The organism is Bacillus sp. FSL R9-9410, assembly GCF_038050385.1.
Taxonomy (GTDB): domain Bacteria; phylum Bacillota; class Bacilli; order Bacillales; family Bacillaceae_G; genus Bacillus_A; species Bacillus_A cereus_U.
The window spans coordinates 1-21,098 of record NZ_JBBOTV010000002.1 but is presented as its reverse complement, the minus strand read 5'-3'; the positions used below and the strand labels follow the sequence as shown (position 1 = coordinate 21,098).

Here is a 21,098-nt window from a genome sequence, read left to right as displayed (position 1 = left end):
AGCGAGGGTATTTGTCATGAAAAAAGTGAGAAAAGCAATTATCCCGGCAGCGGGATTAGGAACACGCTTTTTACCAGCAACGAAAGCAATGCCAAAAGAAATGCTTCCAATTGTAGATAAACCAACAATTCAATACATCGTAGAAGAAGCAGTAAAATCAGGCATCGAAGATATTATTATCGTTACTGGTAAAGGAAAGCGCTCTATCGAAGATCATTTTGATAACGCATTTGAATTAGAGCAAAACTTATTAGAGAAGAAAAAGTATGAGTTACTTGAAAAAGTACAAGCTTCTTCTAAAATGGTAGATATCCATTACATTCGTCAAAAAGAACCAAAAGGATTAGGACATGCTGTTTGGTGCGCGCGTAAATTCATTGGTGATGAGCCGTTTGCAGTATTATTAGGCGATGATATCGTTCAAGCTGAAAAACCATGTTTACGTCAATTAATGGACGAGTATGACAAAACACTTTCTTCTGTTATTGGTGTACAAACTGTTCCTGAAGCAGAAACACATCGCTATGGAATTATTGATCCGTTAGAGCAAGAGGGACGTCGTTATCAAGTTCGTAATTTCGTTGAAAAACCAACGCAAGGTACTGCGCCTTCAAACTTAGCGATTATGGGACGTTACATTTTAACTCCTGAAATCTTTATGTTCTTGGAACAGCAACAAGTTGGAGCGGGTGGCGAAATTCAGTTAACGGATGCAATTCAAAGCTTAAATGAAATTCAACGTGTATTTGCTTACGACTTCGAAGGAAAACGCTACGACGTAGGTGAAAAGTTAGGATTCGTTCAAACAACAATTGAAATGGCATTGCAATACCCAGAATTACGTGATGATATGTTAGTAATGATGAAGAAAATTTTAGACGAGCAAATGAAGCAAGAGTCTTAATATAATAAACAAGGAGCTGTTCCTATAGGAGCAGCTCCTTGTTTATTATGAAATTGTCGAATGAGAATGCTGATAAGCCGAACGACGTACAGCATAGTATATACGAGGTGCGATAATAGCGCCGATAATTGTAAACGCAATATCTTTTACTGCAAACCACATCATAATCATCCAGGCAGCTTTATAACTCATATTACCACCCATGAAAATATTGACTGCCCCGTACATATAAGTAGTACCGATAATATAAGTTAAAATGATTCCGACGAAAGAAGCAATTGCAAAGGTGCTGAATGTTGGGCGTTCTTTTTGTTCTACTAGTTTTCCTGATACGTAAGCAACGATAATAAATGCGATAATAAAACCACCAGTAGGATCTAAAAGTGCCCCGAATCCAGCTTTGAAGTTAGCGAAGATTGGCGCACCCGCTACTCCAACAAGCATGTAAACAGTCATTGATAATGCCCCAAGTCTACTCCCAAGAAGAAGACCTGCTAAAATTGCGAAAAATGGTTGCATAGATAATGGAACGCCCGCTATTTGTAGGAATGGTGCCCACGATACAATATTTGCACCAATAGCCATAAGAGCGACGAACATGGCAGCTAATGCTAAATCTAAAACATGAAGCTTCTTCATAATGTTAACCTCCAGTTGTAGTTAGGTTAACATTATCGTAGCGAAAATATTTACTTGTTGTCAATCAAAATATTTTGATAAGAAGGCTTTAAATAGTCTCTAAGCAATGTGTATGGAATACGAAATTGCGGAATTCCGCTTGAATAAGGAGCAATTTCATATAAAGGGAAATAAATTACAAGATTATCCGGTTCTAAAAAGTAGTGAAACTTTTTAGTGCTCGTTACCTTTTCGGCTGCATCAGGAAAATAAATGCTTTCATTTTGTTTAATTTGTCTTACAATCTCTGTGCGAATTATTTCTTTATATTTATCCTCTTGCTGAAATAAATCGTCTAAGTGTAATAATTTTTTTTCGTTTAAATCAAATGTATTTGCCTTCCACGTATAAAGTCCGTGCGCTCCGCCTGTATATTGATAGTAATTCACATATAGACTTAGGAAAGGTGGTTTGTTTAAAGCTACTTTATAGTCAACATTTGCAACGTAGGGATGAAAAGGTGTGCTAGATCCTTCTGTTTCTTTATAATATTTCTTCGCCTCTTTTTCTAATTTACTTTTAAATGTAGCAGTAGAGTTTTTGTAATAGGAATTTAGCTTATTTTGAAATTTCGAATTAGAAAAGTTGTAAAAGGAAGGCCTATTAATTTGATATTCTATATAAGGTTTCTTACCTTTTTGCGTTACAGTCTTAACATTGATTGTCAGGTTGGATGCTTTGGCTGCTATTGCACAATTTGGTACAATAGTCAGGAAGGAGAACATAAGCAATAGTATACAAAATTTCTGTTTCATTTAGGTGAAACCTCCTTATATAAGTGTTATAGGTAGTTTGAAAGTAAATAGGTAAAAATATACATTTGATTTAAAGTGAGAGAGGTGGAAAACGATATGTCAAAAACTTTAATGGATTCGCTTGGAATAGAGCTATTAGAAATGACAGAGGATAAAGTAGTTGCTACAATGCCTGTTGATGAACGTACGCATCAGCCGTTTGGATTTTTACATGGCGGTGCATCTGTTGCATTAGCAGAAACTGTGGCAAGTGTTGGTTCATACAATTTAATTGATCAAGAGAAATGTATTTGTTTCGGATTAGAAATTAATGCAAATCATATTCGCTCAAAGCAAGATGGAATTGTAACAGCAATCGGAACACCGATACATAGAGGACAATCGACAATGGTTTGGGATATTCGCATCATTGATGAAAATGATGATTTACTATGCATATCAAGATGTACAGTAGCAATTAAAGAAAAACGTGAAAAATAGAAAAGAGGCGGCTCTTATGAGCTGCCTCTTTTTTATCCCGCATTAACGGGCAGTAAAACGCCCACCTCAAAATTCAGGTTGGAGATTAACTGCCCGTAAATGCCCGATTGGTTCAACTAATAATCAGTGGGGGATGAACAAAACCCCCACTGATTAAAGTTTCACTTTATAATTAGAACTGGATTTTTTTCTCTAAGAAACCTTTTAGTTCGCTAATTGGCATACGAACTTGTTCCATAGTGTCACGGTCACGTACTGTAACAGCTTTGTCTTCAACAGAGTCGAAGTCGTATGTGATACAGAATGGTGTACCGATTTCGTCTTGACGACGGTAACGTTTACCGATAGAACCAGTTTCATCAAAGTCTACCATGAAGTCTTTAGCTAGTTCTGCGAATACTTCAGTAGCACCTTCAGATAGCTTTTTAGATAATGGTAAGATTGCTGCTTTATATGGTGCTAAAGCAGGGTGGAAACGAAGAACTGTACGAGAATCGTTTTCTAATTGCTCTTCTTCATATGCATCACATAAGAATGCTAATGTTACACGGTCTGCACCTAGAGATGGCTCGATGCAGTATGGCACGTAACGCTCATTCGTTTGTGGATCGATGTAGTTAAAGTCTTCGTTAGAGTGTTCCATGTGACGTTTTAAATCGAAGTCTGTACGAGATGCAACGCCCCATAGTTCGCCCCAACCGAATGGGAATCTGAATTCAATATCAGTTGTTGCGTTACTGTAGTGAGATAATTCGTCTTCACCGTGGTCACGAAGACGCATGCTTTCTTCAGTCATACCAAGTGAAAGTAACCAGTTTTTACAAGTTTCACGCCAGAATGCGAACCACTCTAAATCTTCACCAGGCTTACAGAAGAATTCAAGTTCCATTTGTTCGAATTCACGTGTACGGAATGTGAAGTTACCAGGTGTGATTTCGTTACGGAAACTTTTACCGATTTGGCCGATACCAAATGGAAGTTTCTTACGCATAGAGCGTTGTACGTTTTTAAAGTTTACGAAAATACCTTGTGCTGTTTCAGGACGAAGGAAGATTTCGTTTGTGCTAGACTCTGTAACACCTTGGAATGTTTTGAACATTAAGTTGAACTGACGGATTTCCGTGAATTCTTGGCTACCGCAATCAGGACATTTTACTTCATGTTCTTTCATTAAGTCAGCCATTTGGTCGAAAGTAAGACCGTCAACGACCATTTCGATGCCTTTTACGTCTAATGCATCTTCAATTAACTTGTCAGCACGGTGACGAGCTTTACATTTTTTACAGTCGATCATTGGATCATTAAAGTTACCAACGTGACCAGAAGCGATCCAAGTTTTTGGGTTCATTAAAATAGCAGCATCTAAACCAACGTTGTGTGGAGATTCTTGAATAAATTTTTTCCACCAAGCTTTTTTAACGTTATTTTTTAATTCGATTCCAAGTGGACCGTAATCCCATGTGTTTGCAAGACCACCGTAAATTTCAGAACCAGGGAAAACAAAACCGCGATGTTTTGCTAAGTTTACAACTTGTTCCATTGAATACATAATAAAATCCTCCTTTTGAAAGTTAACGTATTTGCGATGACGTGATGGGTACTTTGGAAACGGGGCATCTCCGCTAGCTCCAGCGGCTAAAATGTTCGGTGGCTTCGCTTCTTCCGCCGAGGCAAAAATCGTCTCTATGTCAGAAGCTCCATCCTCCTCACATTCTGAGCGAGCCGCTTGCGCTTTTAAAATTATCCAGCTCCGGTGACTAGAACAGTCGGTCATTTCGCGCCTTCCTGTGAGGCAAAAAGCGCCTCTTCGTCAGGAGCTCCAATGCCCTCCTGTTCTGAGCAAGTCACCTCCGCTTTAAGGTATATCCAGCTCCAGCGGCTAAAATGTTCGGTGGCTTCGCTTCTTCCGCCGAGGCAAAAAGCGCCTCTATGTCAGAAGCTCCATCCCCCTCACATTCTGAGCGAGCCGCTTGCGCTTTAAATTTTTAAATACAAAAAAGCTCGTCTCTAGGCAATCATGCCTAGGGACGAGCTTGTATATACCCGCGGTTCCACCCTAGTTGATGTGCATTTCACACATCCACTTTCATCACGTATTGCTCGAGACTGCCGTTTCCTTGCGGTTTCAGGCTTTCACTATCCCTGAATCGCTTTTTGTGCAAGTACTTATAAGTCCGTCATCGCTACTTATATTAATAATAATGAACATATTCTAACACGTTCTTTTTTAAATCACAATAGAGGGACGTGCCTATCTATGATAGAGTCTCGCCTATTTTTTCATTATTTATTCCGTAATTTTGTTTAATGTGCTTAATTGCTTCGCGTTTACTTAATGGAGCAAGCTCGTTAGTTTGAACGTATTTCCAAACTACATCTGGCTTTGTTTTTGCATATTCGCGAAGGACCCAGCCGATTGCTTTTTGAATGAAAAATTCTTTTGAGGAATGTAGTTGTCCGATAATCCAGAAAAGGAGTTCTTCATCCATTTTTTGTTTATATTTTAGCTGGAATAAAATAGCGGCACGCTGTAACCATATGTTTTCTGATGCAATCCATTTTGGAATATATGCGGAAATTAATTCTGGATGGTTTAAAAAGATGGCACCTAAAAATGTAGGGACGATGCTATCAACAGAGTCCCACCAAGATTTTGTGACAATAAGTTCTTCTAGAAATGGGATATGAGTTTCGTTTATGTGCTTTTTATATTTTTGCATGATATCGAGTGCGGCAGCTTGAAATTCACGTTCTGGTAAGTCCCAAAGCTCACGTATGATAATTTGGAAGTCCTTTTTATCTGGGAGAGTATGTATTTGAATGACGTCTTTCAACAATTGTCTTCTCTCAGGAGTTTGAATGCCGAGAAACGGGAAGTGATTTTTCATATAACGTGCCATCGGTTCTGCTTTTTCGGGATTTTGATGAGCTGTAAAATGCTCTTGTAATGCCTTTACAAATGGATGCATAGTTATGGGCTCCTCTCTTATTATCTTTCTTCTCTTATTATACAAAGAGTTTGGGTGAATTTTAAAACATAACTTGCAATGTAATGAAATATGTTGAGAAGAGAGAGGAGAGGATAAGATGGAAGATCAAGGCGTACTAGCAGGTTTCTTTGCTCTTAGTTTTGCGTTTATTCTTGTTATAATAATTTGGGCAATTATTTCGTATTTGTTAACGGCTTTTGCACTTTATACGATGGCGAAAAATGATGGTGCAACTGATGGTGTTCTTGCTTTTATTCCGTTTATAAATAGTAAGATATGGGGTGATTTAGCGAAAGATAAATTACCAGATTTCTTGAAAGAAGAAGCAGGGTGGAAAGTATTTGGCATATATGTTGGATGCTTCATCTTTAATTTCGTACCAATTCTATATATATTAGCAACAGCTGTATCACTTGTACTGTCTATTTATCTTATCTACGCTATTTTGGATAGATACGGAACGAATTCCATACTATTTACGATCATTCATACAATCACATTTTCGGTTTTCTTGCCGATTCATTTGTTCATTATTCGGAATGAGCCGGTGAGGTATAACGAGTAGGCGTATCAAAGTTGCCCTGCGGTCGATATATTTGGTTTCATAATAATTCGGATATGCTGAAAAAAGCGCCCTGCTCAGCAGGGCGCTTTTTTCTACTACATAAGATAGCGTAAGTAAATGTAAATGTGAGAAATGATTAATGAAACGATCATAATTGGGAAGCCGACTTTAAGGAATTCCATGTAGCTGAATTTATGTCCTTCACGACTTGCGATTCCGGCTACGATTACGTTAGCAGAAGCCCCGATTAATGTTCCGTTTCCACCTAAGCAAGCACCTAATGCTAATGCCCACCATAGTACGTCGATTTGTGCGTCAGAAGGTGATAAACCTAGCCCAACTGCCATATCGTTAATAAGTGGAATCATTGTTGCAACGAATGGAATGTTATCGATTGTTGCAGAGGCGATACCAGATACCCATAGAACAAGGATAGATGCCTGAGAAATATCTCCGCCTGTTATTCCAATTACTTTTTGAGCTAACATTTTGATAAGCCCGATATCAATAAGTCCTCCAACGAGTACGAATAGTCCCGCGAAGAAGAAGATTGTTACCCACTCTACACTTGCGAATACCTCTTCAATTTCATGCTCTTTCACACCGATTAGCATAAGTACAGTAGCGCCAGTTAAGGCGATGATAGCTGCATCAATATGGAAAATGGAATGAGTCATGAAACCTAAAATAGTAAGGCCAAGTACTGTTAAAGATTTCTTCATTAATACTGGGTCTTTAATGTATTGTTTTTCATCTAAGCTCATTAATTTTTTAATTTGCACAGAATCAGCAATTAATTGCTTACGGTACATGAAGTAAAGAATTGTTGCTGTAACAGCAATAATGATGATTACGATAGGTGCTAAGTTGAATAAGAAAGCATTGAAATCTAAATGCTTATTTGCAGAACCAATCATAATATTTGGCGGATCACCAATTAATGTTGCTGTTCCTCCGATATTTGAAAAAATAATTTCAGAAAGTAAATATGGAACAGGATTTACTTGCAAGATGCGCGTAATAGATAAAGTAACTGGAACAACAAGAAGTACTGTTGTAACGTTATCTAAAAATGCGGAGCCAAGCGCGGTAAGTAAGGAAAGTGAAATTAAAATTTTAATTGGATTTCCTTGTGCTCCTTTTGCGGCTTTAATGGCAACGTATTGGAAGACACCTGACTTACTTGTAATGTTTACCAGTATCATCATACCGATGAGCAATGTAATTGTTCCCCATTCAATATGTTTCGTAAAGGCATTGTGTAAGTCAACGACCCCTGCAATTACCATGAATGCCGCACCAAGAAGTGCGATGACAGCGCGGTTAATTTTTTCAGAAATAATAATGGCATATGTAATTAAAAAGACTGCGATAGCAAAATAATACTGCCAGTTTGCGAGCTCTTGCGTTGTTTCGTGCAAAACTCTCATCTCCTTTCGTTCACTTTTCTTAGTGTGTCAAAAAATTAACTAGATGAAACACACATAAAGTCATTATAAAGTAGAAAAATGGCGGATGTAAATGAAAGGGTTTATTTTGTCATATTTTCTGCATAGGTCATTTTTTCTTATTTTTAAAAATATTTGTGGGCATTTGACATATATATAAGATACATCCAATCTGAATATTTAAAATCGAATCAGCATCCGAGCTTGTTCGTGTAGGAGTGTCAAATAGAAAGGAATGACAAAGATGATAAGGAAGGGATCGTATGGATGAACAACGATTTTTGTTTTTAGACTTTGAGTTTACGATGCCCCAGCATAGAAAAAAGCCAAAAGGTTTTTTCCCAGAAATTATTGAGGTCGGACTCGTTTCAGTTGTTGGCTGTAAGGTGGAAGATACGTATTCAGCGCATATTAGACCGAAAACATTTCCATCTTTAACGGATCGATGTAAAAAATTTTTAGGAATTAAACAGGAAGTAGTGGACAAAGGAATTTCTTTTCATGAACTTGTTGAGAAACTTGCAGAATATGAAAAGAGGTGTAAACCGACAATTGTAACGTGGGGAAATATGGATATGAAAGTCTTAAAGCATAACTGCGAAATGGCGGGAGTAGAATTTCCATTCTTTGGACAGTGTCGTGATTTATCGCTTGAGTATAAGAAGTTTTTTGGAGAGAGAAATCAAACAGGGCTGTGGAAAGCAATTGAGGCGTATGGAAAAGCAGGAACAGGAAAGCATCATTGTGCGCTTGATGATGCGATGACGACATATAATATTTTTAAATTAGTAGAAAAAGATAAAGAGTATTTAGTCAAACCAGCACCTCCAACATTAGGGGAACTTGTTGATTTTTCGAAAGTGTTAAAGAAAGTGAGTACACAGTAACGACCAAATTGCAAAATATGTAATTTGGTCGTTTTGTTTTTTAAAGTTTGTAATCTTGCTTCAATTGCTGAAGTGTTTTTAGACTACGCCCCGCAAAAGGTGAATCATCTTCAGAAAATGAATTAATTTGAGTTTCTAATGCTAATTTTAGTGACTCTGTATAATCTGGAATTTCTCCTTCATATTTCTTCACCATTTGCTCTGGAATGTTCGTCTGTTCACGAAAAGCTAAAGCACGTCTTTCATGGAAGAATGGTACGTCAGCTTGTTTTACATTATGTAAATCACCTTGCACTGGATGTTTTAAAACAGCTAATACTTTTACAACGTAACTGCCAGGACGGCTATTTGTAATTTCGCCGATGTATTTTCCAGTTTTATAAATACCAGTAACGATTTCACCAATTTCAAATGTTTCTCTCATATTTTTCACCTCAAGTTTATAGTAAGGAAAGTAGAAGAAGGAGTCAAAGAAAACAGTTGATTTTTGAATGTCCTTGAGAATATGACAGGCTTCAACTATAATTTAAAATGATATAACAGAAAATTCTGATGTTAATTCTTTTCATAAATTTCCTGATAAGGAGTGTTTTATATGATGCCTTTATATTTTCCTGAAGATAAAACGGAGTATATTATTCCAGGTATTGTTTGCGTTCTATTTATCATCGGTGCGGTTGCTACGTGGCGTATGTTTATTCGTGTATCAAAACGAGAAGCAGAGCGATTACAGAAAGTAGAAGAAAAGCTTTTAGCTGAAAAGAAACAGTAATTCATTTTTGCATGTTTCCCTCTATGCTCGGACAATCTAAGGGCAGAAAGTATTTTGGAGGGAATTGAATGAAAAGACAGCTTTTTTTCAGTTGTTGTTTACTATTTCTAATGGCGGGTTGTGACCAAGGGAAGCCGAAAGAAATTGATGTGAAATTACATAATGCTTCAGGTGATGAAGTTGGGACTGCAAAAGTAGCTCAGCAAACAAGTGGAGTGAAAATTACGATTAAAGCGGAAGGTTTTACACCAGGACCACACGGGATACATGTACATGAAATCGGAGAATGTAAAGCGCCAAGTTTCGAATCATCTGGGAATCATTTTAATCCAGATAATAAAAAACATGGGCTCTTGAATCCGAAAGGTGCGGAAAATGGTGATTTACCGAACGTAGTGGCAGACGGTTCGGGAAAGATTAAAGCAGAAATCGATGCTCCGCATATAACGCTTGAAGAAGGAAAAACGACGATTCATAGAAAAGATGGAGCGTCTATTATTATTACAGAAAACGCTGATGATGGTATGACGCAACCAACTGGTAAATCTGGTGGCCGAATTGCTTGCGGTGTTATCGTAAAAAAAGCGTCGGATATGAAGAAGAAATAGAAGCTACCGTGAATGATAGATTTTGTTGTAAAACCACATGATAGTAAGTAGAATTATATCGATTTACCGAAAAAAGGAGGCTATCCCAAAATCATTTTGGGATAGCCTCCTTTTTTGTTATGAGAATGTATGGTGTAGTCTGTTTAAAATTTCTTCTAAAACAGATCTAGGACAGCCAATGTTAATTCGGATATGGGCTTCTCCACCTGTTCCGTATTTCTCACCAGGCTCAACGATGATTTTACCTTTCTCTTCAAGTAATGCTGTTCGTTCATCTTGAGAAAGATCCAAGTGGGAACAATCAATCCACAGTAAAAAACTACCTTCTGGTTTAATTACAGAAAGAGCTGGTATGTGATTTTGAATATACTCACAAGCAAATTGAGCATTATCTTCAGCGTACAATCGAATTTCATTTAGCCAATCATTACATTCTGTATAGGCACTTTGCATTGCTGTATAAGCAAATGTATTTAATCCGTGGAATCCTTGTCTATATTGGATAGACATAAAGGCATTACGGAGATTTTCATTCGGAATAATAATGATCGATGCTTGTAATCCAGCGATATTAAATGTTTTGCTCGGAGCCATACAAGTAATAGTGCGGGCTGCTAATTCTTCAGATAAAGAAGCAAACGGTGTATGAGTATGGCCTTTATAAATAATATCGGCGTGAATTTCATCCGCGACAACGGTTACATTATATTGCGTGCATAGCGTACCGAGTTTTGTTAGCTCCTCTTTCGTCCAAACGCGTCCGATAGGATTGTGAGGGCTGCAAAGAAGCATTAGTTTTACACCTTGTTTAAATTGAGTTTCTAGATGCTCGAAGTCTATCTTATATATGCCATTTTGTTTAAACAAGGGACTCTCACATAATTGTCTATTATTTGTTTTGACCATTTCAAAAAATGGTGGATAAATAGGAGGTTGTACGAGTACGGCTTCTCCTTCTTTCGTTATAGCTTGTATGCTCGTACTAAGAGCTGGAACGATACCTGCGCTAAATACAATCCATTCTTTTTGTATTTCCCAATTGTATTGGCTTTTCGTCCAATTACAAATGATATCCCCAATATTTTCAGGAGGAAGTGTATAGCCGAAAATAGGATGTTCTATGCGTTTTTGTAATGCAGTTTGAATTGGTTTTGGTACTTCAAAATCCATATCGGCAATCCAAGCGTGGATGAGCTCTTCATTTTTATATGTATCCCATTTTGTACTATGTGTTCCGCGACGATTTACCGTTTTATGAAATAGTTGCATATGTTTGCTCCTTTCTTCTGTCAAACTGTTAAGTTATGAAAATTCTCACTCTTCTTATAGAATAGCTGATGTGATACGATAAAGAAAAGCATTAAAAAGTGAAAAGGCGGGAAATAGATGGGTGCATATGACAAAATGATTGAGGTTGTGAAAAATTGGGATCCGTTTCAAATGGGACCGGAGTTTTATGAAACAGAAGCGAGCGATGTTGTAAACGTCGTAAGTGTGTTTGATGATCCGAAATACATCGCAAAGAAGATTCAACATATATACTTTATGTCTTTTGAAGAAGTACCTGCACTTGAAAAATGCGAAAAATTAGCAGTAGAGTTACTCGTACTAAAAGAAGGCGGAAGTTGTTCATTATAGGCTGTCGGAATTTACGACAGCCTTTTTGTTTATTTTCATTCGGATTGATTAAAGCTTCACTTTATCCCGTTTTAACGGGGCAGTAAGACTCCCGCCTCAAAATTCGGTTGAAGCAAAGGGGTTAGGCGAGAAATCAAACTGCCCGTAAAAACCCGATTGGTGAAGGCTAATAACCCGTGGGAATAGAACCTCCCACGGATTAAAGCTTCACTTTATTGCGTCGCAAACGCAATAATTTCTTCATAAACATGATCGGGCTTTTCTTCAGGGAGTAAGTGGCCTGTATTTTCATAAGAAATGAAAGTTGAATTAGGTAGGTCTTTATGGAGACGGTGTCCTACATGTACAGGGACGACGCGATCCTTTTCACCCCAAATGAGTAATACTGGGGTTTCGATTTTTTGTAATTCAGTTGAAGATAAGTCACCTTCACGGTCTCTTATCATTCGAGTTAAAGCAGGGAATATACGATCATCATAAAAAGGAGCAGCATAGCCTTCCATCATTTCATTGTCAATTAATGAATGGTCATGAACGACATTCATTAAATTATGAACGATGCCCCTTCGAATAATCCAGTTCTTCACGTATAAGTGGAAGAACGGTAAATAAGAGGAGTACAGTAAAGGGAAGTTTGCGCGTGCTAAATAACTAGAGCTACATAGTAAAATCGTTTTTGAAATTAATTCAGGGCGTAGTCGGTTTACAAAGAGTGAAATTTGTCCGCCCATAGAATGACCAACTAATACAATATTCGAGAGAGATAAATGTTCGATTAAATCGATAATAATAGCTGCTAAATTGTGATAAGAATATTTAAAGAGATGAGATTTATCACTTTTTCCGAATGGTGGTAAATCAAGGGCAATTACTGTACCTTCCTTTGTTAGTAAAGGAATGAGTCGTCGATAGCTAAATGAGGAAGAGAGGAAGCCGTGAACGAGTACGAAAGTAGGTCGCTCTTTTTTAGTATTGTGTTCATACAATTCGTAATGAATAGTAGTCCCGCGAGTGGAAAAAGTGAAGTAAGGGCATTTGCATTCATGGTTCATTTTTTGTCACTCCATTGATTTTTGTTCATATCATCTCCAGGCAAGAAACAAAATATGTTAACAAAAAAAGGCAAGATGACATCGTCATCTTGCCTTTTGCGTATTTATAATTACCCACGCACAATATTAGGTGGTGTTTTTCCTTGTAATCCTGCTACTAAATTTTCAGCAGCTGTCATTGCCATTTGCTGCCGAGTTTTTAATGTTGCAGATCCGATGTGCGGTAAAGTTACAACGTTTTGTAATGATAAGAGCGGATTCTCTTTTTGAATCGGCTCTTGTGTAAATGTGTCGATGCCGGCTGCAAATATTTTCTTTTCTGTTAACGCATGAATTAATGCAGTTTCATCTACTGTTTTCCCGCGAGAAGCATTAATGAAAATTGCTGTTTCTTTCATTAGTGAAAATTCCTTTTCACCGATAAGATGATACGTTTCATCTGTTAATGGAGTAAGGAGAATAATAAAATCAGATTGTTTGATTAGAGTTTGTAAATCACAATATGTAGCATCAAATTTTTGCTCAGCTTTTTCTTTACGGCGACGGTTATAGTAAAGGACATTCATATCAAAGCCGAATTTCGCTCGCTTTGCGACAGCTTCTCCAATTCGTCCCATTCCGATAATACCGATCGTACTATGATGTACATCTAGTCCGAAGTGTTCTTTTCCGATTTCAGCGTTCCATTCACCATTTTTTACATAGGAATTGAGTTCGCAAACACGGCGACCAGCAGATAACATAAGAGCGAAAACGAGATCGGCTACTGTATCATCTAACACATATGGAGTATTCGTTCCGATAACATTTTGTTTTTCCATCGCTTTTAAATCAAAGTTATCATGGCCAACAGAAATGTTACTTACTACTTTTAAATTAGGAGCAGCCTGCAATAACTCTTCATTTATAGTAGATCCGAAATTTAATAACCCATCTTTATCTTTTATTTTTTTTAATAGAACATCACGAGGTACTTTCTCGTTTTGATCCCATTTTTCAAAATCACAGTGTTCTGATAAATAGTTTTCTACAAATGTTGGAACTGGTTCGGCAATATATACTTTTGGTTTCACGGTTCCATCCCCTTTCCTCTTTACCTGGATTGGTGTGTGCTAATAATCAATAATCAGCGGGTATGAAGCTCCCACTGATTCAAGTTTCACTTTACCCCGCTATTTGCGGGCAGTAAGACTCCCACCTCCCAAAACGGCTGAAACAAAGAGATTAGGTGGGAGTCCGTGCTGCCCGTAAAGGCCCGATTGGTGCGGGTTAATAATCAGCGGGATAAAGCATTCCGCTGATTAAAGTTTCACTTTATTTTGACATAATTCTCAAAAAAAATCTTCTTTTCAAACTGGAAAGAGTATTTGTATAATTTAGACAGAAACTAAAAGGAAGGATGATTTATATGGTGACAGAGAAAGAATTGGAATTATTAGCTTGTCTTGAAAAGAATAGTCGTTTATCTGTAGATACATTAGCGAAGTTGTTAAATATAGAAGTAGAAGAAGCGAAAAAAATGGTTACGAAATTAGAAAGTGAAAAGATTATCGTGGACTATGTAACACATATCGATTGGACAAAAGTGAAAGAACATACTGGTTTAACGGCGATGATTGATGTGAAAGTTACACCGAAGCGTGGTGTCGGTTTTGATGCAGTAGCTGAACAAATTTATCGCTATTCAGAAGTGAAATCCGTTTATTTAATGTCTGGGACATATGACCTTTCTATTACATTAGAAGGAAAGACGATGGGAGAAGTAGCGATGTTTGTTTCTGAGAAATTAGCAACAATTGAATCTGTCGTTTCAACGACAACTCATTTTATTTTGAAGAAGTATAAACATGAGGGGATTATTTATGAAAAGACAGATGATGATAAGAGAATTGTGGTGACACCGTGAAGCAATTTGACCTATCTAGAGTAGCAGAATCTTTACAACCGTCCGGTATACGAAAGTTTTTTGATTTAGCGGCAAGTATGAAAGGTGTTATTTCACTTGGAGTGGGAGAGCCGGACTTTGTTACACCTTGGAATGTAAGGCAAGCATGTATTCGTTCTTTAGAACAAGGATATACGTCATATACAGCAAATGCAGGATTATTGGAGCTCCGTCAAGAAATAGCAAAGTATCTAAAAAAACAATTTGCAGTATCTTATGATCCGAATGATGAAATCATTGTTACAGTTGGAGCGAGTCAAGCGCTAGATGTAGCGATGCGTGCTATTGTAAACCCTGATGATGAAATACTTATTATTGAACCAAGTTTTGTTTCGTATGCACCACTTGTTACGTTAGCGGGCGGGGTCCCAGTTCCAGTAGCGACTTCATTAGAAGATGAATTTAAAGTACAGCCAAATCAAATTGAAGCAGTTATTACAACGAAAACAAAGGCAATATTACTTTGTTCTCCCAATAACCCAACAGGCGCAATGTTAAATAAATCCGAATTAGAAAAGCTAGCAGTTATTGTTGAGAAGTATAATTTAATCGTGTTATCGGATGAAATTTATGCAGAGCTCGTATACGACGAAGCATATACGAGTTTCGCGAGTATTAAAAATATGCGTGACCATACAATTTTAATTTCAGGGTTTTCAAAAGGATTTGCGATGACGGGATGGCGTCTTGGGATGATTGCAGCCCCTGTGCAATTTTCAGAATTAATGCTCAAAATCCACCAGTATTCAATGATGTGTGCACCGACGATGTCTCAATTTGCAGCAGTTGAAGCATTACGCGGGAGAAATGATGAAGTAATTCGAATGAGAGATAGCTATAAAAAACGTCGTAACTTTATGGCGACATCTTTCAATGAAATGGGCTTAACATGTCATGTGCCAGGCGGGGCATTTTATGTCTTCCCTTCTATAGCTTCAACCGGACTATCTTCAGCAGAATTTGCAGAACAATTATTATTAGAAGAAAAAGTAGCTGTTGTTCCTGGAAATGTGTTTGGCGGGAGTGGTGAAGGATTTATTCGTTGTTCATATGCAACATCGCTTGAGCAACTTATGGAAGCAATGAAGAGAATGGAACGGTTCATAGAGAATAAAAAAAGGACAAAACACAATACGTTTTGTCCATAAAAGGGGGGGAATACTAGAAAGCCATGTGTTAGTATTCTATCCTAATATTGGAGAATTATACGTATTACAGGAAATTTTTTCGTGAATTTTGAATGAGTTCTATCAAAGTGGTATAATTTACTAATATAAGGTGGGAGTATCCTCGGTGTTTTACTTAGGATACTTACTCACTAATCGGATATTTAACAACAAATACATCTGCTTTGCTATTTACAATTGTAGAGAAAATGGTAAACGTATGGGAGTGTTTCACATGTCAGAACAATATACAACGGGAGTGGTTGTAACAGGGAAAGTAACTGGAATTCAAGATTACGGTGCATTTGTAGCTTTGGATGCAGAAACACAAGGACTTGTGCATATATCTGAAATCACAAATGGGTATGTAAAAGACATTCACGACTTTTTAAAGGTCGGGGATACAGTAGAAGTAAAAGTACTTTCAATTGATGAAGAACACAGAAAAATGAGTTTATCGTTAAAAGCGGCGAAAAGAAAGCAAGGACGAATTCTTATACCGAATCCATCTGAGAACGGATTTAATACGCTGCGAGAAAAGCTAGCAGAATGGATTGAAGAGTCGGAGGTAATAAAGTAAAAGAGGAACGCATATGAGCGTTCCTCTTTTACTGTGACTTATGATATATATATATTTGCAAATATGATTGCATGCAATCATATTCGTATGTCGGAGGCGAAAAAGACATACTGACTATTGAATTTCATGTGTTTCTGGGTGAGTACCAAGATTCTCGGATGGTTTAAATAGTAAGCCGAGATTGATAAGCCCAGAAATACCAACGATGCCGTAAATGATACGTGCAAGAGCTGAGTTCTGTCCACCGAAAATAGCCGCTACTAAGTCAAACTGGAAGAACCCGATCAGTCCCCAGTTAACAGCGCCGATTACAGTGAAGACTAATGCGATACGTTGCAAGGTACTCATGAAAAGTCCCCCCTTAATGTGAAGCGTGAGCAAGCAAGGAGTTAATAAGAAAATTTAACTCCTTTATAGAATGGTATAGTTTTGTTGTTTTTATACATAAAAAATGTACGAAAAACGATGTATATACATCTATACTGAAAAATTCGGATTTTTATGCAAAAAATGAACTTTTTCTAAAAAATAAATAATGGTTACGTTTACAATTATTGAATCGCTTGATTTACAACTTTAGTTTCGCTAAAGTGAATACAGAAATACATATACATAATTGGAGGGAAAAAGATGAGTACACATGTAACGTTCGACTATTCTAAAGCATTATCCTTCATCGGTGAAAATGAACTAACTTATTTACGTGATGCAGTAAAAGTAACACATCATGCAATCCACGAAAAAACTGGAGCTGGGAACGATTTCCTTGGGTGGGTAGAGCTTCCGCTTCAATATGATAAAGAAGAATTTGCTCGCATTCAAAAATGCGCAGAAAAAATTAAAAACGACTCTGACATTTTACTTGTTGTAGGTATTGGTGGTTCTTACCTAGGAGCACGCGCAGCAATCGAAATGTTAAACCATTCTTTCTATAACACGCTTTCTAAAGAACAACGTAAAACTCCACAAGTGCTATTTGTTGGACAAAACATTAGCTCCACTTATATGAAAGATTTAATGGACGTACTAGAAGGGAAAGACTTTTCTATTAACGTTATTTCCAAATCAGGTACAACAACAGAACCTGCAATCGCATTCCGTATTTTCCGTAAATTATTAGAAGAAAAGTATGGAAAAGAAGAATCTCGCAAACGTATTTATGCGACTACAGATAAAGCGCGCGGTGCTTTAAAAACATTATCGGATAATGAAGGCTACGAAACGTTCGTTATTCCGGATGATGTTGGCGGTCGTTTCTCTGTATTAACACCAGTAGGTTTATTGCCAATCGCAGTAAGTGGCCTAAACATTGAAGAGATGATGAACGGTGCAGCTGCTGGTCATAATGATTTCGCGAAATCAGAACTTGAAGAAAACCCAGCTTACCAATACGCAGTAGTTCGTAATGCCCTATACAATAAAGGAAAAACAATTGAAATGCTTGTTAACTATGAGCCAGCACTTCACTACTTCTCTGAGTGGTGGAAACAGTTATTTGGTGAAAGTGAAGGAAAAGATCAAAAAGGTATTTTCCCATCTTCAGCAAACTTCTCAACTGACTTGCACTCATTAGGTCAATACATTCAAGAAGGTCGTCGTGACCTATTCGAAACAGTTCTTAAAGTAGGTAAATCTACACACGAACTAAAAATCGAATTAGACGACAACGATTTAGATGGATTAAACTACCTTGCTGGTGAAACGATAGACTTCGTAAACACAAAAGCATACGAAGGTACATTACTTGCACATAGCGATGGCGGAGTACCGAACTTAATCGTAAACATTCCAGAACTAAACGAGTACACATTCGGTTACCTTGTATACTTCTTCGAAAAAGCATGTGCGATGAGCGGCTACCTATTAGGCGTAAATCCATTTGACCAACCAGGAGTAGAAGCGTACAAGAAAAATATGTTTGCTCTACTTGGAAAACCAGGATTTGAAGAGTTAAAAGCAGAATTAGAAGAGCGTTTGAAATAATAAAAAGCGATCGGGTCTCCGGTCGCTTTTTGTTGTTTTACGAAAAAGTACATCGGTATATTCAAACTAGAATGGGTATGCTAAAGGAAAAGTCTAGGAGGGATGGGCTTGATTCCGATTCAATCAAATTTAGAAGGACGTACATATGCGTTATATAAGTTAGAAGAGGTTATGAAACCACTTGGATATAGTATTGGTGGTAATTGGGATTATGATAAAGGATGTTTTGATTATAAAATCGACGAAGAAGATGGCTATCAATTTTTACGAATACCATTTACAGCGGTGGATGGAGAACTAGATGTGCCTGAGGTAATAGTCCGTCTTGAAACGCCGTATATTCTTTCGCACGTATATCAAGACGAACTAGATGATAATGTTAATTCTTTAACAGCTGGAACGAGTGGAGTTGATCAATTTGCTGAGCCAAAAGATCCCGATGGAGACGTGAAAAGAAAATATATCAGTATTGGTAAAGTACTGGTACAAGAACTAGAAAATCATTTTTTTAATGGTGAATAACGATGAGTATGTCGCTTTCGATGAGAATGAAAGAATGAACTGGATTGATCATATATTGTTCGTCGCGCTTTACACCCAGTAAGAGAATGTTTTGCTTTAAAAGAGTATAGCTACAATTTGCAAAGGATTGTCCGGTGCAGGACGGGGAAATCTCCATCAGTTGTAATTTGTTATCGGAGATTTCATCGTAAAGTGAGAATAGTACACCTGAAATGGAAGGGAATAAAAGAGAAGCGGTAAATACATAGCTCGTTAATTTATTTCCTTCTATAATTTCTGATACGCCAGCTCTCGTTGCATTTTGGATTTGTTCAGAAGTAAGAAGTTCAGCGATGCAGTGAATGTTTGGATTAAGTCCTTTTGCAGTTAAAATATTTAAAATGGACTGTGTATCTGCTAAGCTTTCGTTCTTCTCTTTATCTGATGTTATTAATATAGTGTGAGCTGTTGTAATGTTAGCTTTTAATAAAGTTTGATCGTGATGCGGACAACCTTTTATAAATTCTAAATGATGAAATGGCTTTGGAAGTAAAGAAAGTGTTTCATCAATTAAAACGATATCAAGGCTCGGTTGTAATATGTGCATTTGTTTTACAACATGTTTTGCACGCTCATTCCAGCCAACGATAATCATATGACCATTAGAGGTAGCAGCTTCTTCTCCTTTAATTCTCATATATTGTTTATTAATCATGTCGGTAGCGAATAGAACCATATAATAAGAACAAAATCCAGTTCCTAATAAAATAATGCACATACCAATAAGTTTTCCTATCGTTGTATGGGGGGCGAAATCGCCGTATCCAACGGTGAAAATGGTAACGATGGACCACCAAACCCCGTCGAACCATGTGGTGAAGTGAGATGGCTCTAATATATGTATAAGAAAGCCGGAGAAGGCAGTAAGTACAATAATAAAACAAATTAAACGAAAAATAATGGAATCACGAAATGTATCTACTAAATTCGAGCGGGATTTCAAGTTCCTATTCCTCCTTACGTTTCAGGACTACATTCATTGTTACCATTATAGAAAAAAGAAAAACTCTCTAATTAAAAAGAGAGTTCGTTTCATAATTAATACATACTTTCAACTTCAGTTTGTTGAACACTTTCAAGATGTTGGAGAGCATAGTAAACATCGGCAGTATGTCTTTTTTGATCGATAGACAATTTCAAATGTAAATAGTGCGAACCATTTTCCAATGTTTTGAGCTTCATGTTCTTAACTTTTATATCCATTTCTTTTATTTCTTCAATTACGGTCGGGATATTGTCCATATTTCGTACAACAAGTTTCACTGCGATATCACGTTGGCGAAATGATCTAGGACCGACGAATTTCATCGTTAAGGGTATAAGTTCTACACTAATCATAAGGAAACACATTCCGAAAATAGCCTCGATATAGAAGCCGGCTCCAACGGCAATGCCAATGCCAGAAGCACCCCAAATCATAGCGGCGGTCGTTAATCCCGCAATACTATCGTTTCCTCTTCGTAAAATTACACCGGCACCTAAAAAACCGATTCCTGATACAATTTGAGCGGCAAGTCGAAGTGGATCCATATTCATATGATCGGTATGTGGTAAGTTGTAAGCTGCTTTAATAGAAACAATCGTCAGGAGGCAACTAACTATAGAAATAACTAAACACGTTTTTAAACCGAGTGGTTTACGTTTTAATTCGCGCTCTAAACCGATGGCGAATCCTAAAATGGCCGAGAGACCTAGTTTTATTAATAAGTCGGTGTAGTCCATGTATATTCCTCCTTGTATGATATGGTATATGAATAAAACGTTTCTATAGAAAGAAACACTTTTTGGCAGAGTGACTTTCTATAGAATATATGTAGGAATTACTTAGAAATGAAAGAGATGTTTCGTTTAAGTATAGGATATTAAAAAAGAAATGTAGTTGGTTTCAAAAAAGTTTTCAAAAGGTGTTGCATTTCATTTTTTCACATGATATATTAATAAACGTCGCTGATGCGGAAACGCAGAAAACGACAAAAAAGAAATTAAAAAACATAGTTGACATCGAAAAATGAAGATGTTAATATGATGAAGTCGCTTCTGAAGCGGCGAACAAGTTCTTTGAAAACTGAACGAAACAAACAACGTG

At 37.2% G+C, this 21,098-nt stretch carries 24 protein-coding genes; 12 read left to right on the top strand and 12 right to left on the bottom strand.

The window, feature by feature from the left end; all coding sequences use genetic code 11:
* Positions 1-16 precede the first annotated feature (16 nt).
* The gene (gene galU, locus MKX77_RS24040; RefSeq protein WP_215554596.1) at positions 17-904 is read left to right on the top strand and encodes a UTP--glucose-1-phosphate uridylyltransferase GalU; all 888 of its coding nucleotides are present in this window, start codon (positions 17-19) and stop codon (positions 902-904) included.
* Positions 905-949: 45 nt separating this feature from the next.
* Here the strand turns inward: galU and MKX77_RS24035 are convergent, their stop codons facing one another.
* Together MKX77_RS24035 and MKX77_RS24030 are read right to left on the bottom strand one after the other, a co-directional pair.
* Positions 950-1,543, bottom strand: coding sequence for a biotin transporter BioY (locus MKX77_RS24035; protein ID WP_002160036.1), 594 nt, complete (start codon positions 1,541-1,543; stop codon positions 950-952).
* Between the two features lie 50 nt (positions 1,544-1,593).
* Positions 1,594-2,337 carry a DUF3298 and DUF4163 domain-containing protein gene (locus tag MKX77_RS24030; protein ID WP_341308007.1) on the bottom strand — a complete coding sequence of 248 codons (744 nt, stop codon included), beginning with the start codon at positions 2,335-2,337 and terminating at the stop codon, positions 1,594-1,596.
* A gap of 96 nt (positions 2,338-2,433) precedes the next feature.
* Here MKX77_RS24030 and MKX77_RS24025 point away from each other — a divergent pair, with 96 nt between their 5' ends.
* Positions 2,434-2,817, top strand: coding sequence for a hotdog fold thioesterase (locus MKX77_RS24025; protein ID WP_002145111.1), 384 nt, complete (start codon positions 2,434-2,436; stop codon positions 2,815-2,817).
* 172 nt (positions 2,818-2,989) lie between these two features.
* On the opposite strand, the gene MKX77_RS24020 is transcribed toward MKX77_RS24025, so the two are convergent.
* Both MKX77_RS24020 and MKX77_RS24015 read right to left on the bottom strand, forming a co-directional pair.
* Positions 2,990-4,366: a glycine--tRNA ligase gene (locus tag MKX77_RS24020; RefSeq protein WP_002034552.1), complete on the bottom strand. Its 1,377-nt coding sequence runs from the start codon at positions 4,364-4,366 to the stop codon at positions 2,990-2,992.
* 706 nt (positions 4,367-5,072) lie between these two features.
* Complete coding sequence (locus MKX77_RS24015; protein ID WP_341308006.1) at positions 5,073-5,786, bottom strand: DNA alkylation repair protein; 714 nt, start codon at positions 5,784-5,786, stop codon at positions 5,073-5,075.
* Between the two features lie 118 nt (positions 5,787-5,904).
* On the opposite strand from MKX77_RS24015, the gene MKX77_RS24010 reads away from it, so the two are divergent.
* Entirely contained in the window at positions 5,905-6,372 is a 468-nt protein-coding gene (locus MKX77_RS24010) for a hypothetical protein (RefSeq protein ID WP_002015861.1), read from the top strand.
* A 95-nt stretch (positions 6,373-6,467) separates the two neighbouring features.
* Here MKX77_RS24010 and MKX77_RS24005 read toward each other — a convergent pair whose 3' ends face one another.
* Complete coding sequence (locus tag MKX77_RS24005; protein WP_341308005.1) at positions 6,468-7,793, bottom strand: ArsB/NhaD family transporter; 1,326 nt, start codon at positions 7,791-7,793, stop codon at positions 6,468-6,470.
* A 290-nt stretch (positions 7,794-8,083) separates the two neighbouring features.
* Here MKX77_RS24005 and kapD point away from each other — a divergent pair, with 290 nt between their 5' ends.
* Positions 8,084-8,707 carry a 3'-5' exonuclease KapD gene (kapD, locus tag MKX77_RS24000; RefSeq protein ID WP_341308004.1) on the top strand — a complete coding sequence of 208 codons (624 nt, stop codon included), beginning with the start codon at positions 8,084-8,086 and terminating at the stop codon, positions 8,705-8,707.
* A gap of 40 nt (positions 8,708-8,747) precedes the next feature.
* Here the strand turns inward: kapD and MKX77_RS23995 are convergent, their stop codons facing one another.
* Positions 8,748-9,131 (bottom strand): kinase-associated lipoprotein B, encoded by a 384-nt coding sequence (locus MKX77_RS23995; RefSeq protein ID WP_341308003.1) that lies wholly within the window; start codon positions 9,129-9,131, stop codon positions 8,748-8,750.
* A 171-nt stretch (positions 9,132-9,302) separates the two neighbouring features.
* Between MKX77_RS23995 and MKX77_RS23990 the strand changes: the two genes are divergently transcribed.
* Together MKX77_RS23990 and MKX77_RS23985 are read left to right on the top strand one after the other, a co-directional pair.
* Complete coding sequence (locus MKX77_RS23990; RefSeq protein ID WP_000982763.1) at positions 9,303-9,479, top strand: hypothetical protein; 177 nt, start codon at positions 9,303-9,305, stop codon at positions 9,477-9,479.
* 68 nt (positions 9,480-9,547) lie between these two features.
* Entirely contained in the window at positions 9,548-10,087 is a 540-nt protein-coding gene (locus tag MKX77_RS23985; protein WP_341308002.1) for a superoxide dismutase family protein, read from the top strand.
* A 117-nt stretch (positions 10,088-10,204) separates the two neighbouring features.
* Here MKX77_RS23985 and MKX77_RS23980 read toward each other — a convergent pair whose 3' ends face one another.
* A complete protein-coding gene (locus MKX77_RS23980) occupies positions 10,205-11,356 on the bottom strand; it encodes a MalY/PatB family protein (protein ID WP_341308001.1) in 1,152 nt (383 codons plus the stop codon).
* A 117-nt stretch (positions 11,357-11,473) separates the two neighbouring features.
* Here MKX77_RS23980 and MKX77_RS23975 point away from each other — a divergent pair, with 117 nt between their 5' ends.
* Positions 11,474-11,725: a YugE family protein gene (locus tag MKX77_RS23975; RefSeq protein ID WP_002015854.1), complete on the top strand. Its 252-nt coding sequence runs from the start codon at positions 11,474-11,476 to the stop codon at positions 11,723-11,725.
* Positions 11,726-11,937: 212 nt separating this feature from the next.
* On the opposite strand, the gene MKX77_RS23970 is transcribed toward MKX77_RS23975, so the two are convergent.
* Together MKX77_RS23970 and MKX77_RS23965 are read right to left on the bottom strand one after the other, a co-directional pair.
* On the bottom strand, positions 11,938-12,777 hold the full coding sequence (locus MKX77_RS23970; protein WP_341308000.1) for an alpha/beta fold hydrolase: 840 nt from the start codon (positions 12,775-12,777) through the stop codon (positions 11,938-11,940).
* Between the two features lie 110 nt (positions 12,778-12,887).
* Positions 12,888-13,880, bottom strand: a complete 993-nt coding sequence (locus tag MKX77_RS23965) for a 2-hydroxyacid dehydrogenase (RefSeq protein ID WP_341308246.1) — start codon at positions 13,878-13,880, stop codon at positions 12,888-12,890.
* Between the two features lie 305 nt (positions 13,881-14,185).
* Between MKX77_RS23965 and MKX77_RS23960 the strand changes: the two genes are divergently transcribed.
* The 3 genes from MKX77_RS23960 to yugI all read left to right on the top strand — a co-directional run bounded on the left by MKX77_RS23960 (position 14,186) and on the right by yugI (position 16,468).
* On the top strand, positions 14,186-14,683 hold the full coding sequence (locus MKX77_RS23960) for an Lrp/AsnC family transcriptional regulator (RefSeq protein ID WP_016106498.1): 498 nt from the start codon (positions 14,186-14,188) through the stop codon (positions 14,681-14,683).
* Positions 14,680-15,870: an aminotransferase gene (locus MKX77_RS23955; protein ID WP_341307999.1), complete on the top strand. Its 1,191-nt coding sequence runs from the start codon at positions 14,680-14,682 to the stop codon at positions 15,868-15,870. Before MKX77_RS23960 ends, MKX77_RS23955 begins: the two co-directional genes overlap by 4 nt.
* A gap of 253 nt (positions 15,871-16,123) precedes the next feature.
* Complete coding sequence (yugI, locus tag MKX77_RS23950) at positions 16,124-16,468, top strand: S1 domain-containing post-transcriptional regulator GSP13 (RefSeq protein WP_002015848.1); 345 nt, start codon at positions 16,124-16,126, stop codon at positions 16,466-16,468.
* Between the two features lie 114 nt (positions 16,469-16,582).
* Here yugI and MKX77_RS23945 read toward each other — a convergent pair whose 3' ends face one another.
* On the bottom strand, positions 16,583-16,816 hold the full coding sequence (locus MKX77_RS23945; protein ID WP_002034535.1) for a DUF378 domain-containing protein: 234 nt from the start codon (positions 16,814-16,816) through the stop codon (positions 16,583-16,585).
* 282 nt (positions 16,817-17,098) lie between these two features.
* Between MKX77_RS23945 and MKX77_RS23940 the strand changes: the two genes are divergently transcribed.
* The gene (locus MKX77_RS23940) at positions 17,099-18,451 is read left to right on the top strand and encodes a glucose-6-phosphate isomerase (RefSeq protein WP_215554585.1); all 1,353 of its coding nucleotides are present in this window, start codon (positions 17,099-17,101) and stop codon (positions 18,449-18,451) included.
* 108 nt (positions 18,452-18,559) lie between these two features.
* Positions 18,560-18,973: a YugN-like family protein gene (locus tag MKX77_RS23935; protein WP_341307998.1), complete on the top strand. Its 414-nt coding sequence runs from the start codon at positions 18,560-18,562 to the stop codon at positions 18,971-18,973.
* Here the strand turns inward: MKX77_RS23935 and MKX77_RS23930 are convergent.
* Positions 18,960-19,955, bottom strand: coding sequence for a potassium channel family protein (locus MKX77_RS23930; RefSeq protein ID WP_341307997.1), 996 nt, complete (start codon positions 19,953-19,955; stop codon positions 18,960-18,962). The two genes, MKX77_RS23935 and MKX77_RS23930, sit on opposite strands and share 14 nt — an antisense overlap.
* 95 nt (positions 19,956-20,050) lie before the next feature.
* Positions 20,051-20,734 (bottom strand): MgtC/SapB family protein, encoded by a 684-nt coding sequence (locus MKX77_RS23925; protein ID WP_215554582.1) that lies wholly within the window; start codon positions 20,732-20,734, stop codon positions 20,051-20,053.
* Positions 20,735-21,098: the final 364 nt, after the last annotated feature.

Bases quoted from the DNA above. Each gene is read 5' to 3' on its own strand.
- MKX77_RS23975 (WP_002015854.1), top strand. From the start codon at position 11,474: ATGGGTGCATATGACAAAATGATTGAGGTTGTGAAAAATTGGGATCCG.
- galU (WP_215554596.1), top strand. From the start codon at position 17: ATGAAAAAAGTGAGAAAAGCAATTATCCCGGCAGCGGGATTAGGAACA.
- MKX77_RS23940 (WP_215554585.1), top strand. From the start codon at position 17,099: ATGAGTACACATGTAACGTTCGACTATTCTAAAGCATTATCCTTCATC.
- MKX77_RS24035 (WP_002160036.1), bottom strand. From the start codon at position 1,543: ATGAAGAAGCTTCATGTTTTAGATTTAGCATTAGCTGCCATGTTCGTC.
- MKX77_RS24010 (WP_002015861.1), top strand. From the start codon at position 5,905: ATGGAAGATCAAGGCGTACTAGCAGGTTTCTTTGCTCTTAGTTTTGCG.
- MKX77_RS23925 (WP_215554582.1), bottom strand. From the start codon at position 20,734: ATGGACTACACCGACTTATTAATAAAACTAGGTCTCTCGGCCATTTTA.
- MKX77_RS24030 (WP_341308007.1), bottom strand. From the start codon at position 2,337: ATGAAACAGAAATTTTGTATACTATTGCTTATGTTCTCCTTCCTGACT.
- MKX77_RS24015 (WP_341308006.1), bottom strand. From the start codon at position 5,786: ATGCATCCATTTGTAAAGGCATTACAAGAGCATTTTACAGCTCATCAA.
- MKX77_RS23980 (WP_341308001.1), bottom strand. From the start codon at position 11,356: ATGCAACTATTTCATAAAACGGTAAATCGTCGCGGAACACATAGTACA.
- MKX77_RS23990 (WP_000982763.1), top strand. From the start codon at position 9,303: ATGATGCCTTTATATTTTCCTGAAGATAAAACGGAGTATATTATTCCA.
- MKX77_RS23995 (WP_341308003.1), bottom strand. From the start codon at position 9,131: ATGAGAGAAACATTTGAAATTGGTGAAATCGTTACTGGTATTTATAAA.
- MKX77_RS23985 (WP_341308002.1), top strand. From the start codon at position 9,548: ATGAAAAGACAGCTTTTTTTCAGTTGTTGTTTACTATTTCTAATGGCG.
- MKX77_RS23945 (WP_002034535.1), bottom strand. From the start codon at position 16,816: ATGAGTACCTTGCAACGTATCGCATTAGTCTTCACTGTAATCGGCGCT.
- MKX77_RS23970 (WP_341308000.1), bottom strand. From the start codon at position 12,777: ATGAACCATGAATGCAAATGCCCTTACTTCACTTTTTCCACTCGCGGG.
- MKX77_RS24020 (WP_002034552.1), bottom strand. From the start codon at position 4,366: ATGTATTCAATGGAACAAGTTGTAAACTTAGCAAAACATCGCGGTTTT.
- kapD (WP_341308004.1), top strand. From the start codon at position 8,084: ATGGATGAACAACGATTTTTGTTTTTAGACTTTGAGTTTACGATGCCC.
- yugI (WP_002015848.1), top strand. From the start codon at position 16,124: ATGTCAGAACAATATACAACGGGAGTGGTTGTAACAGGGAAAGTAACT.
- MKX77_RS24025 (WP_002145111.1), top strand. From the start codon at position 2,434: ATGTCAAAAACTTTAATGGATTCGCTTGGAATAGAGCTATTAGAAATG.
- MKX77_RS23960 (WP_016106498.1), top strand. From the start codon at position 14,186: ATGGTGACAGAGAAAGAATTGGAATTATTAGCTTGTCTTGAAAAGAAT.